The following is a 12,224-nucleotide window of genomic DNA, read 5'->3' as shown; positions in this document are numbered from 1 at the left end:
AGAATGGCACTGCATTTCGAAAAGGCCGAATTCGCAAGCCGGCTTGCGCGCCTCACCGAGAAGATGAAGGAAGAAAAGCTCGACGCCCTGCTGCTCTTCGCCCAGGAAAGCATGTACTGGCTGACCGGCTACGACACCTTCGGCTACTGCTTCTTCCAGACGCTGGTCGTCAAGAGTGACGGCACCATGGCGCTGATCACCCGCTCGGCCGATCTTCGCCAGGCCAGGCACACCTCGATCCTCGAGGACATCCATATCTGGGTCGACCGGGTCAATGCCGATCCGACGCTCGACCTGAAGAACCTGCTGGTCGAGATGGATCTGCTCGGCACCCGCATCGGCGTCGAATATGATACGCACGGCATGACCGGCCGCGTCGCCCGCCTGCTCGACGCGCAACTGACCACCTTCGGCCAGATCGTCGACGCCTCCTACCTCGTCAGCCGCCTGCGCCTGATCAAGAGCCCGACCGAGGTCGCCTATGTCGAGCGCGCTGCCGTTCTGGCCGACGATGCGCTCGATGCCGCAATCCGGCTGACGAAGCCCGGCGCCGACGAGGCCGATATCCTCGCCGCCATGCAGGGCGCAATCTTTTCCGGCGGCGGCGACTATCCCGCCAACGAGTTCATCATCGGTTCCGGCGCCGACGCCTTGCTCTGCCGCTATAAGGCCGGCCGGCGCAAGCTCGACGCCAACGACCAACTGACGCTCGAATGGGCCGGCGCCTATGCGCACTACCACGCCGCCATGATGCGCACGATCGTCGTCGGCGAGCCGACGCACCGCCACCGTGAGCTTTACAACGCCTGCCGCGAAACCATCGAGGCGATCGAGACCGTGCTGAAGCCCGGCCATACCTTCGGCGATGTCTTCGACATGCATGCCAGGATCATCGATGAGCGCGGCCTCGCCCGCCACCGGCTGAATGCCTGCGGTTATTCGCTCGGCGCCCGCTTCTCGCCGTCCTGGATGGAGCACCAGATGTTCCATGTCGGCAATCCGCAGCCGATCGAGCCGAACATGTCGCTCTTCGTTCACATGATCATCGCCGATTCCGATACGGGCACGGCCATGACGCTCGGCCAGACCTATCTGACGACAGCGGATGCACCCCGCGCGCTGTCCCGGCATCCGCTCGATTTCATCGGGCTCTGACCGGTGAGAATCCGGAATTGACAGACGACAGTCCCCGCCCGCATAAATTCGGGTGGGGCTGATTGCGATTGTGGGAAGGACGGTTCAAGGGATGACGCGAGCTGCGATTGTGCCCACGCTCCTGTTCGTCATGGCTCTGCTGGCCGCTTGCAATACCACCGATGCGCTGACGCCGCAGGTCGACATCGACGATTCCTCCGGGGCGACATCGTCGAGCCCGGTGACGCAGAGCGAAGCCGAGCGTTTGGCGGGTGCCCAGCAGCCGGCTTTCTCGGGAAGCTCGCAGCAAGGCGGCTACCATCCAGCCTATGATCAGTCGCAGCAGGCCTATCGGCCCGGCAGCGGCGCGCCGCCGACGACGATGCAACAGCAGGCGGACGCCCTGTCGCGGAGCGGCGCCTCGCCGGCCGCCTCCACCCCGATCGAGGGACAATCGCTGCCACCGCCGACGGCCGGTGGTGGACTTCCCGCACAGCCGGCTCAGCCGGCCGAGGCGCAACAGCCGCAGCAGACCGCGGCCCTGCCGCCCAGTTCCTCCTCCGCCCGCGGCAATACCGTGCGCTTCCTGCCGATCATCGGCGCGCCGGTGCAGGCCGTGACACCGCTCTCACGCCAGCTCGGCGCCGAGGCGCGCGCACACGGCCTTTCCATCAAGAGCTCGACCGATGCGAGCAGTGATTACATCCTCAAAGGCTATCTCTCGGCCTTCAGCGACGACGGCAAGGTCACCGTGGTCTATGTCTGGGACATTCTCGACAGCGCCGGCGGCCGCCTGCACCGCATCCAGGGACAGGAAAGCGTGCCGGCGGCCGCGGCCGATCCCTGGGCAGGCGTTCCAGCCTCGGTCATGCAGCAGATCGCCTCGAAAACCATCGCGGAATTCTCCTCCTGGCGGCAGACTCGGGGCGGTTAGTCACAAACTTTTTGCAAATATGAAAGCCTGTGGCACCTTTGCCCTTGCATTCATCGGGAAGCTGACTAAAAAGCGCGGCTATCAGCGCATAACAGGCGGACCAAAATGAAGGTTTTCGCAGGCAATTCGAACCGGCAACTCGCCGAAGCGATCTGCACCTATCTCAATGTTCCCTTGGGGAGAGCCAGCGTCCGAAGGTTTGCCGATCAGGAAATCTTTGTGGAAATCCAGGAAAATGTCCGCGGTGAGGACGTTTTCCTCGTGCAGCCGACTGCCTTCCCGGCCAACGACCACCTGATGGAACTGCTGATCATGATCGATGCGATGCGTCGTTCGTCAGCCCGTCGCATCACTGCCGTGCTTCCCTATTTCGGTTATGCGCGTCAGGACCGCCGCGCTTCCGGCCGTACGCCGATCTCCGCCAAGCTGGTGGCAAACCTGATCACCGAAGCCGGCGCCGACCGCGTCATGACGCTCGATCTCCACGCAGGTCAGATCCAGGGCTTCTTCGATATACCCACAGACAACCTCTTTGCGCTGCCGGTGCTGACCCGCGACATCAAGAGCCACTATGATCTCAGCAACGTCGTGGTCGTCTCGCCTGACGTCGGCGGCGTGGTTCGCGCCCGCGCGCTCGCCAAACGGCTGGACTGTCTTCTGGCCATCGTCGACAAGCGTCGCGATCGGCCGGGTGAATCCGAAGTCATGAACATCATCGGCGACATTGCCGGCAAGGACTGCCTGCTGATCGACGACATCGTCGATTCCGGCGGAACGCTCTGCAACGCGGCCGACGCGATGCTGGCCAAGGGCGCATCCAGCGTCACCGCCTATATCACCCACGGCGTTCTCTCGGGCGGCGCAGTCACCCGCGTGACCTCCTCGAAGCTGCGCGAACTCGTCATCACGGATTCGATCCAGCCGACCACCGCCGTGCTCTCGGCCCACAATATCCGCATCGTGACGACGGCGCCGCTGATCGGCGAAGCCATCAGCCGAACGGCCCAGGAAGAGTCCGTCTCCAGCCTCTTCGATTGACCGGCCGCTTCGATTGACCAGCCTCTTCAATAAAAAAGAGCCGGCATCGACCGGCTCTTTTTAATTTCTGCATCAGATGGACCAAGCTATTGCCGGGCAGGCCCTCCGAGCCGCGTCAACTGCTGGCCGTTGATCGTCGCGGAGCCGCCTTCGTTGACAGCGAAAGCCCAGAATAAATCGTCGTCCCGATCGTTGGCCTCGGTGAAGCGTGTGACTTAAAACAAAGAGGCCGGCACAAGGCCGGCCTCTTCATGTCTGATCCCAATTGATAACGCTCAAGGCTGCTGCGGCGGCGCAGGTACCGCATCCTGACCCTGATCCGGTTCCTGCTCCTGATCTGGCTCCAGCCCTTGATCTTGATCCTGATCCGGACCATCCGGCCCCTTGATCTGCTGGCCGTTGACGGCGACCGCACCATCGCGGCTGACACTGATGTCCCACCGCGAGCGTCCATCCGCATCGGTCTTGGCGAAGCCCTTCACCATCATGATGCCGAAGGAGACCTGGTTGAGATCGGGATCGGTCTTGGCAAGCTCCTGAACTGCGGCGATCGTCTTGTCGAGATCGCGGGCGAGGATCGTCGCCTCCATCGAATAGTCCTTCTGGGTATCGACGCGCCCCTCGATCTTGCCCGTCATGTCGATGTCATAGACATCCGACTTGGCGCTGATCTTCGGAAACTCGACGGCGAGCCGGCCATCGCGGAAGAGCTTCTTGCCCATCTCCTCACCGCTCGTCTCCGGCGCCTTCTCATTGAAATCCATCGCCATCAAGGCGTCGCCGAAACTTGCGAAGTCTAGATTCGGCATGGCGAGCTGCAGATCGAAGCTGGTCGGCAGGAAAGGCGAATAGCTTGCCGGCATCAGCGGGCTGTCGAAGCTGATCTCCTGCGCATTCATGCCGAAGCCGAAGCGCATCGCGTTGGTCGGCCCATCGATGGCGACGTTATAACCGAAGGCCTTGACGCCGCCGCTGCCCACCTGGGTGCTGACGGTCAAATTGTTGACCCCGATCGTCTCGCTGAACGAGGCCAGAAGCGGGAAGGCTTCCTTGAGGATTCCCTTGATCCTGTCGCTGTTTTCGGGGCTCAACTCCTTCTCCTCGACATGATCGAGAATGAAGAAAACCATCTCGCGGATCTGCTTCGCCGGCAGGCCGTTCACCTTGGCCTCGACATCGACCGAGTCGGCACGGATTTCAACGGGCGGCATTTGCGCGCCGGAAATCTGCTCGACGAAAGCCGACATCGAACCGCTGCCCGTAAGATCGATACGCCCGTTGCCGTCTGCGCTGTCCGTCGAACTCAGCTTTTGATCCATGCTGGCGATGCTGGCGCTGACTTCCTCAGTCTCGGACTTGCTGGTGAGCTTGATGTCCTTGGCCGTAGAAGTGGCGGAGCGCAGATAGCTGATCGCGGGATCGAAGACGCCGCTGTAAACAAGCGATGCGATAGAATAGGAGAAATCCGTCGGCTTCTCGTCCTTGCCTTTGAAATGGCCGGAGACGTTGAACTTGTTGTCGCCTTCGATATTCCAAAGCCCGCTATCGAGCGGTGTAGCGAACGTCGAGAACGGCGCCAGCCCGTTGATCGCGAATGTCGCGGGATCGGCCTTGGCAAGCAGCTTCGCCAGATCGTAGATGATCTCGTAGCGCGTGCCTGCCGGATTGACGGTGATCAGGCCGCTCTTTGCCAGATCCTCCGGAAGCAGCTTCGTCAGGGTACCTTTGAGCGCGTCGGCGCCGCCCTGATTGATCTCGACACCCTGGGCCGTAGTGACAAGGCAAAGTGCCAGCAAGCTCGTTGCCGTGACAAGTTTAAGACGCATAGTCCGATTTCTCCTCAGCCGCTTTTTGAATGCGGCATCCAAAGAGGTGAAGCGCGCCGATGTCAACCTCGGCCGCAGCGGGAATGCTGAATTTTGCCGCTTGCTGGACCGGGAATACGATCGCTGCGAAGTCGGCTGCGGTTTCGGCTTGCCGAAGCGCGTATTTCGCCGGAAAACAGCCTGAAACCGCAACTTGCGTTTCCGATCGACTTATAATATAGGCCACCGGTCCGCGTAGACACCCTTGGAGGCAACGCGGATGAGGTTGGGTTATACCCGCCTCCGGTTCGACGGAGCAAGGCATTGCCCGCCCGCCGAACTCTCCAAATAACCTCGAAAGGAATAGCCATGAGCCAGGAAACTTACGAGCTCAAGGCCGAGGCGCGCGAACGGGTTGGTAAGGGGTCCGCCCGTGAACTTCGCCGCAACGGTTTGATTCCCGCTGTCATCTATGGTGACAAGCAGGCCCCCATTGCCATCGCTCTCAACACCAATGAGGTGACGAAGCGCATTCATGCCGGTGGTTTCATGACCACCGTGGCGACGATCGAAGTCGGCGGCAAGAAGTACAAGGTTCTGCCGAAGGACTATCAGCTCGATCCGGTCCGCGACTTCACGATGCATGTCGATTTCCTGCGCGTCTCCGGTAACACCCAGGTGAGCGTCGAAATCCCGGTTCACTTCGTCAACGAAGCGAAATCCCCGGGCATCAAGGTCGGCGGCGTTCTGAACATCGTTCGCCATGAAGTCGAAGTTCATTGCCCGGCCGATGCGATCCCGGAATTCTTCAATGTCGACCTCAGCGGCAAGAAGATCGGCGACAGCATCCATATTTCGGAAGTCACCCTGCCGAAGGGCGTCACCCCGGTCATCGACCGCGACTTCACGATCGCGACCATCATTGCCCCGGCTGCCGGCATCGACGAGACTGCTGCCGAAGGCGAAGCCGAAGCCTGATCGCTTCGACCAATTTGTAAAGCATATGGCCCGCTTTCCCCTGGAAAGCGGGCTTTTCATTGCCGGCAACTGCCCCGTTTCAGCAACATTTAACAAATTCGTGAAAGCATGCTTCGTCAGCTGCGAAGAAGCCCGCCTTGACGCGCGACAGGAAATATGGCCGGCCTGGGGGAGTAAACGGAACCATGAACAATTCCGTTGAGAACAGATTTTTTGCGATAGTTTGCGGTGCGCTGCTTGTTTTTGTCGCTCCGCTTTTTGTTCTCTTCCTTTTTCTTTCCTCGGAACGGGCCGATAAGGAAATACGCGACCATATCTCCGTTCTTCTTGTCGCCAATGCCCAGGCGCTGGCCAAACCCCTGTGGGACCTCGATGAGGACAGCGTCACCCAGATCAGCGCGACGGTCGTTTCCCAGGGCGCCATCGTCAAGGTCGAGGTGCGGGATCAGTCAGGCCAGCTCGACGTCAGCCAGTCCACCATTCCGCGCTCCTTCGACGGCCAGCTCGTGCAGGTGTCGCGCGCCATCATCTACAACACCGTCGACGGTCCGAAGAATCTCGGCAGCATCAGCGTCTATTATCCCGCACTCGGCCTGTTTTCCGGCCTGAAGCAGGAAGAAGTCGTCTTCATCTCGATCTTCATTTTCGCGGTCCTGACCGTTTTCGGCACGGCGCTGATCGGCAACCGTTTCTTCGTGATCCAGCCGCTGATGCGGCTGACGGCGGCGATCGAGGCCACCCGCCAGCTGGGCTCCCGCCATCATGTCGACTGGCAGTCGAATGATGAGATGGGACGGTTGGCCCGCAGCTTCAACGAGATGCAGACCAAGCTTGAAAGCGAGGAAAAGGAGCTGAAGCTTGCCCACCGCCGCGCCACCGACATCTACAATCTGACGCCCGCCATGCTCTTCTCGCTCGACGAGGAGGATCGCATCACCGCCGTCAGCGATTACTGGTTGCTGGCCACTGGGTATAACCGCGCCGCCGTTATCGGCCGCAACTTCGCCGATCTCGTCACATCAAACACCCGCGACAAATTCGTCAAGCGCCGGCTGGCCGAAAGCGGCATGACCGTCACCGTCAAGTTTGTCTGCCTGGACGGCCGCACTATGGACGTCCTCATCATGGAATCGGAAGCGGGAGCCGGCGCTCATGACCGCCTGTCGCTCTCGGTCATGACCGATGTGACCGAACTCAAGGCCTCCGAGGACCGCAACCACCGCCAGGCAATCACCGATCACCTGACTGGCCTTCTCAATCGCCAGGGCTTCGAAGCCGTCCTCGACAACAAGATCGCCGCCGCCGACGCCGCCGGCCAGGAACTCGCCTGTCTCTTCGTCGATCTCGACCGCTTCAAGTGGATCAACGACAATATGGGCCATGCCGCCGGCGACATGGCGCTGATCGAACTCGTCGAGCGTCTGAAGACCCATCTTGCCCCCTCCGACGAAGCGGCCCGTCTCGGCGGCGACGAATTTGCCATCCTGCTGCCGGCCAAGGACGCCGCAAAACGCGCCAAGGTGATGTGCGAACAGATCGCCTCGATCTTCGAAACGCCCTTCACCCCGGACATGCATCTGAGCGCTTCCGTCGGCATCGCCATCTATCCGCACCATGCGGCGACCGCGGCCGAACTGCTGCAGAAATCCGACATGGCGATGTATGCCAAGAAACGCGACGGCAAGAACGGCGCGCAGCTCTTCGACAACGCCATGCTCGACCGGGCCCGCAGCCGCGCCGAGATCGAGGCCAATATCGAAGCCGGCCTCGTCGACAACTGGTTCGAGGCCTTCCTGCAACCGATCGTCAACCTGAACGGCCGCGGCATTGCCGGTTTCGAGGCGCTGATGCGCCTCAACCATCCGCAGAAGGGCTTGATGCCGCCGGCCGAGATCATCAGCGTCGCCGAGGAGACGGCAAAGATCGTCCGGGTCGGCAACGTCATCATGGAAAAGGCGATCGCCAACCTCGCGAAGATTTCCCGCATATCGGGCATGCAGGATACCTATCTCGCCATCAACTTCTCGCCGCTGCAGTTCGAGCCGGCGCTGCCGGCCCGTCTTGCCGCCATTGTCGGCCGCCACGGCATCCGTCCTGAGCGCATTGTCGTCGAAATCACCGAAGCCGTGCTGATGCACGACAACCCGCAGATCCGCATGATCGTCACGGAACTCCGTCGCTTCGGCTGCCGCATCGCGCTCGACGACTTCGGGACCGGCTATTCGTCGCTGAGCTACCTCAACCGCTTCCCCGTCGACATCATCAAGATCGACCAGTCCTTCACCCGTGCGATCAACGACGGCGACGACGACGTACGCCAGAAGAGCCGCATGCTGATCGAAGGCATCACCACGCTTTCGCACAAAATGAACTGCACCGTCATTGCCGAGGGCATCGAGACCGAAGAGGAATGCCGCACGCTCCATCAGATGGGGCTTGACTACGGCCAGGGCTACCTCTTCCATCGTCCGCAGCATGCAACCGCGCTCATCGAGCAACTGGTAGGCTCACAATCGGCCGTGGCACGCGCCTCGTGAATGAAGAACGAAGGAGATGATATGATGAAAAAGCTCCTGCTTCTCGCATGCCTGGCGCTGCCCTGCGCCGCTCATGCGCAAACCGTGACCTTCACGACTGAGGACTATGCCCCCTTCAATTATCGCGAAGGCAAGGAGATCAAGGGCGCCACCGTCGAGCAGGTCGAAAAGGTGATGGCCGCGATCGGCGTCGACTACACGATCGAGATCATGCCCTGGGCGCGCGCTTTCGGCCTTGCCCGCACGGCGCCGATGACCTGTGTCTTCGCAACCGCCCACAACGGCGCACGCGACCCGCTGTTCAAATGGGTCGAGCCGCTGCTCATCGACCGCAACATCCTGATCACCCGCAAGGGCTCGGGCGTCATCGCCAACAATCTGGAAGAGGCAAAGAAATATACGGTCGGCACTCAGCGTGAGGATTACACCGAGACGATCCTGAAAGAGAAAGGCTTCACCAAGCTCGATGTCGCCAGCGACTTCAACGCGACGCTGCGCAAGCTGCTCGGCGGACGCATCGACATGATGCCGATCTCCGAACTCTATTTCGAAAAGCTGAAGGCCGACCAGCCGGTGGAGATGGTGACCGTGCTCTCCGCCCAGCCGATGAGCATCGCCTGCGAGAAGAGCTTTCCGGACGATCTGCTCGTCAAGATGCAAGCTGCCCTCGACAAGCTGATCGCCGATGGCGACCAGAAGCAGATCTTCCTGAAATACGGCATGAATCTGTCGCAGTGACTGCGACGGATATTGCCCTTTCCGCTTGACTTTGCGGTCATTTACAGGTGGTGAACGGCGGGAAATTCTAGCAAGGAAAAACAGACCATGCTGATCATCGCGGGTCTCGGCAATCCTGGCGGCAAATACGCCGGCAACCGCCACAATATCGGCTTCATGGCCGTCGACGCCATTCATCGGCGCCACAGCTTCTCGCCCTGGTCGAAGAAATTCAGGGCCGAGATCGCCGAGGGCGAGATCGGCGGCAAGAAGGTGCTGCTGATCAAGCCGCAGACCTTCATGAATCTCTCCGGCGAATCCGTCGGCGAGGCGATGCGCTTCTACAAGCTCCAGCCCGCCGACCTCGTCGCGATCTACGACGAACTCGATCTTGCCCCGGGCAAGGCGCGGCTTAAGACCGGCGGCGGCCATGGCGGCCATAACGGCATCAGGTCGCTGGACGCCCATTGCGGCCGGGAGTACCGGCGGCTGCGCCTCGGCATCGGCCATCCGGGCGTCAAGGAAATGGTGCAGAACCACGTGCTCGGCGATTTCGCCAAGGCCGACAAGGTCTGGCTGGAGCCGCTTCTCGACACCCTCGCCGACAATGCCGACATGCTGGTGCGAAACGAGGATTCGCAGCTGATGAACAAGATCGCGCTGGCGCTCGGCAGCAAGGCCGAGGAAGAGAAGCCGCGGAAGGAAAACAAGAATACCGAAAAGAAGCCGGCCGGCCAGTCGCATATCCATCAGGCTCGCAACCACAATCAGCCGAAGCTGCCGGCCAGCGGCCCGATGGCCGACATGTTGAAGAAGATGTTCGGCAACAAGGGGGAATGAGGCCGGTGACGGATCACGACCAGGACCAGGATTTCGCCATCCGCCCGGCCGCCGTCGGCGATCTTCCCGGGCTGATCACCCTCTACCAGCATTTGAATTCGACCGATCCGGTTCTCGACAAGGCCATGGCCGAAGAGCGCTTCTCCGCCATCCTCGCCCAACCCGGCATGACCCTCTTCATCGGCTTTGCCGGCGATCTCGCTGCGGCCACCGTCACGCTGATCGTCGTGCCGAACCTGACGCGGAACGGCGCCTCCTATGCCCTGATTGAAAACGTCGTCACCCACGCCGATCACCGTCGGCGCGGTTATGCCGGCGCCGTCATCGGCCATGCCGTGACGGAGGCCTGGAAAGCTGGCTGCTACAAGGTGATGCTGCTCACCGGCTCGAAAAACCCGGCGACCCTGCGCTTCTACGAGAATTGCGGCTTCGTGCAGGACAAGACCGGCTATCAGATCCGCAGAACCTGAATCCGCAGCATCTATTCTTCCGGCTCCGTTGTGAACATCAGTGGAAAGCCCATGCCCTTGGCAAGGTCGATGCCCTCCTTGGCCTTGGTCTCGGCGATATCCCTGGCGCAGACCACGACCACGCAGGAACCGAGCTTGTGCGCTGTTATCATCACCCGGTAGCCCGTCTCCTCGCTCATGCGGAACACGGCCTTCAAGATCACGATGACGAATTCGCGCGGCGTATAATCGTCATTAACGAGAATGACCTTGTAGAGCTTCGGCTTATCCAGCTTCGGCCTCACCTTGGTCTTCGGTTTCAGGGCAATGTCATTGTCACTCATCGGAAAAATCCAGCCGTTGATGACATGGGGTCAGGAATGTTCAAACCAGCTAATCAGTGTCGATGACGAATTTTCGACGGTCAGCCGCCACAGCTCCCGGCCTCAAACAGGCAGGATCTAGTCCCCGGCTTCGGCGCAGAGAGAAGCAATTGCATCTGCGTGGGAGTGACCTGGCATTCTGGTGAAATCCGCAATGCGTCGAAAATCTCAGTCGCATTCAAAAATAGGCCAGCACCGGTCCATCGGCAAGTGAGCAGCGGTAAAAGCTCTCTAAGACTTGACCATATTGCTCCTTTATCCCATAGGCACCAGCAAGGAATTCAAGAACAGCAGGTTTTAGCCATGGGCTTCAAATGCGGCATCGTCGGTCTGCCGAACGTCGGCAAATCGACCCTCTTCAACGCGCTCACCAAGACGGCGGCTGCGCAAGCGGCAAACTATCCCTTCTGCACCATCGAGCCGAACACCGGCGAAGTCGCCGTGCCCGATCCGCGCATGCGCAAGCTTGCCGACATCGCCAAGTCGAAGGAACTGATCCCGACCCGCATCTCCTTCGTCGACATTGCCGGCCTTGTGCGCGGCGCCTCGAAGGGTGAAGGTCTCGGCAACCAGTTCCTCGCCAATATCCGCGAGGTCGATGCCATCGTCCACGTGCTGCGCTGCTTCGAAGACAGCGACATCACCCATGTCGAAGGCCGCATCAATCCCGTCGCCGATGCCGAGACGATCGAGACGGAGCTGATGCTCGCCGATCTCGAAAGCCTGGAGCGCCGCACCGAGCAGACGCGCAAGCGCGCCACCAGCAAGGACAAGGATTCGATGGCGATGCTGCCGATCATGGAAGCCTCGCTGAAACTGCTCAACGAGGGCAAGCCGGTACGCACGCTGCTGTCGACGCTCGATGCCGAGGAAATCGCCATCCTCAAGGGCCTCAACCTTCTGACCTCGCATCCGGTCCTCTATGTCTGCAACGTCGCTGAGGCCGAGGCTTCGACAGGCAATGAATTCACCGAGGCTGTCGCCGTTATGGCTCGGGAACAGGGTGCCGAAACCGTCGTCATCTCGGCGGCGATCGAGGCCGAGGTCGCCCAGCTTCCCGAGGATGAAGCCAAGGAATTCCTCTCCGCCCTCGACCTTGACGAGGCGGGCCTCGACCGGCTGATCCGCGCCGGCTACAAGCTGCTCCACCTCATCACCTATTTCACCGTCGGCCCGAAGGAAACGCGGGCCTGGACGATCGAGCGCGGCACCAAGGCGCCGCAGGCCGCCGGCGTTATCCATTCGGATTTCGAACGCGGCTTCATCCGCGCCAACACCATCGCCTATGACGATTACATCAAATACAACGGCGAAGTCGGCGCCAAGGATGCCGGCAAGGCGCGTGACGAAGGCAAGGAATACGTCGTCCAGGACGGCGACGTCATCCATTTCCGCTTCAACACCTAAAT

The 12,224-nt window shown here is 60.8% G+C and carries 11 protein-coding genes; 9 read left to right on the top strand and 2 right to left on the bottom strand.

Annotated elements, in window-relative coordinates; translation table 11 throughout:
* The first annotated feature begins 3 nt into the window (after positions 1 to 3).
* The 3 genes from ACMUVN_RS01120 (at position 4) to ACMUVN_RS01110 (ending at position 3,106) form a co-directional block, all read left to right on the top strand.
* Positions 4 to 1,155 carry a M24 family metallopeptidase gene (locus ACMUVN_RS01120; protein ID WP_414814801.1) on the top strand — a complete coding sequence of 384 codons (1,152 nt, stop codon included), beginning with the start codon at positions 4 to 6 and terminating at the stop codon, positions 1,153 to 1,155.
* 91 nt (positions 1,156 to 1,246) lie between these two features.
* Positions 1,247 to 2,068, top strand: coding sequence for a hypothetical protein (locus tag ACMUVN_RS01115; RefSeq protein WP_414814800.1), 822 nt, complete (start codon positions 1,247 to 1,249; stop codon positions 2,066 to 2,068).
* A gap of 105 nt (positions 2,069 to 2,173) precedes the next feature.
* On the top strand, positions 2,174 to 3,106 hold the full coding sequence (locus ACMUVN_RS01110) for a ribose-phosphate pyrophosphokinase (protein WP_047611235.1): 933 nt from the start codon (positions 2,174 to 2,176) through the stop codon (positions 3,104 to 3,106).
* Between the two features lie 275 nt (positions 3,107 to 3,381).
* On the opposite strand, the gene ACMUVN_RS01105 is transcribed toward ACMUVN_RS01110, so the two are convergent.
* The gene (locus ACMUVN_RS01105) at positions 3,382 to 4,932 is read right to left on the bottom strand and encodes a hypothetical protein (protein ID WP_414814799.1); all 1,551 of its coding nucleotides are present in this window, start codon (positions 4,930 to 4,932) and stop codon (positions 3,382 to 3,384) included.
* Positions 4,933 to 5,280: 348 nt separating this feature from the next.
* On the opposite strand from ACMUVN_RS01105, the gene ACMUVN_RS01100 reads away from it, so the two are divergent.
* The 5 genes from ACMUVN_RS01100 (at position 5,281) to ACMUVN_RS01080 (ending at position 10,453) form a co-directional block, all read left to right on the top strand.
* Positions 5,281 to 5,889 (top strand): 50S ribosomal protein L25/general stress protein Ctc, encoded by a 609-nt coding sequence (locus ACMUVN_RS01100; protein WP_047611239.1) that lies wholly within the window; start codon positions 5,281 to 5,283, stop codon positions 5,887 to 5,889.
* A gap of 185 nt (positions 5,890 to 6,074) precedes the next feature.
* Positions 6,075 to 8,426 (top strand): EAL domain-containing protein, encoded by a 2,352-nt coding sequence (locus ACMUVN_RS01095; protein ID WP_047611242.1) that lies wholly within the window; start codon positions 6,075 to 6,077, stop codon positions 8,424 to 8,426.
* A gap of 24 nt (positions 8,427 to 8,450) precedes the next feature.
* The gene (locus ACMUVN_RS01090) at positions 8,451 to 9,164 is read left to right on the top strand and encodes a substrate-binding periplasmic protein (protein WP_047611786.1); all 714 of its coding nucleotides are present in this window, start codon (positions 8,451 to 8,453) and stop codon (positions 9,162 to 9,164) included.
* A gap of 87 nt (positions 9,165 to 9,251) precedes the next feature.
* On the top strand, positions 9,252 to 9,983 hold the full coding sequence (gene pth, locus ACMUVN_RS01085) for an aminoacyl-tRNA hydrolase (RefSeq protein WP_414814798.1): 732 nt from the start codon (positions 9,252 to 9,254) through the stop codon (positions 9,981 to 9,983).
* A gap of 5 nt (positions 9,984 to 9,988) precedes the next feature.
* The gene (locus tag ACMUVN_RS01080) at positions 9,989 to 10,453 is read left to right on the top strand and encodes an N-acetyltransferase family protein (protein WP_409527522.1); all 465 of its coding nucleotides are present in this window, start codon (positions 9,989 to 9,991) and stop codon (positions 10,451 to 10,453) included.
* A gap of 11 nt (positions 10,454 to 10,464) precedes the next feature.
* On the opposite strand, the gene clpS is transcribed toward ACMUVN_RS01080, so the two are convergent.
* Positions 10,465 to 10,776 (bottom strand): ATP-dependent Clp protease adapter ClpS, encoded by a 312-nt coding sequence (clpS, locus tag ACMUVN_RS01075; protein ID WP_047611252.1) that lies wholly within the window; start codon positions 10,774 to 10,776, stop codon positions 10,465 to 10,467.
* A 342-nt stretch (positions 10,777 to 11,118) separates the two neighbouring features.
* On the opposite strand from clpS, the gene ychF reads away from it, so the two are divergent.
* Positions 11,119 to 12,222: a redox-regulated ATPase YchF gene (ychF, locus tag ACMUVN_RS01070; RefSeq protein WP_097542081.1), complete on the top strand. Its 1,104-nt coding sequence runs from the start codon at positions 11,119 to 11,121 to the stop codon at positions 12,220 to 12,222.
* The last annotated feature ends 2 nt before the right edge of the window (positions 12,223 to 12,224 follow it).

The sequence above is a fragment of the Rhizobium sp. IY2 genome, assembly GCF_047532935.1.
Lineage (GTDB): Bacteria > Pseudomonadota > Alphaproteobacteria > Rhizobiales > Rhizobiaceae > Rhizobium > Rhizobium anhuiense.
The sequence above is the reverse complement of the archived record's forward strand: the minus strand, read 5'-3'. Positions and strand labels throughout refer to the sequence as shown.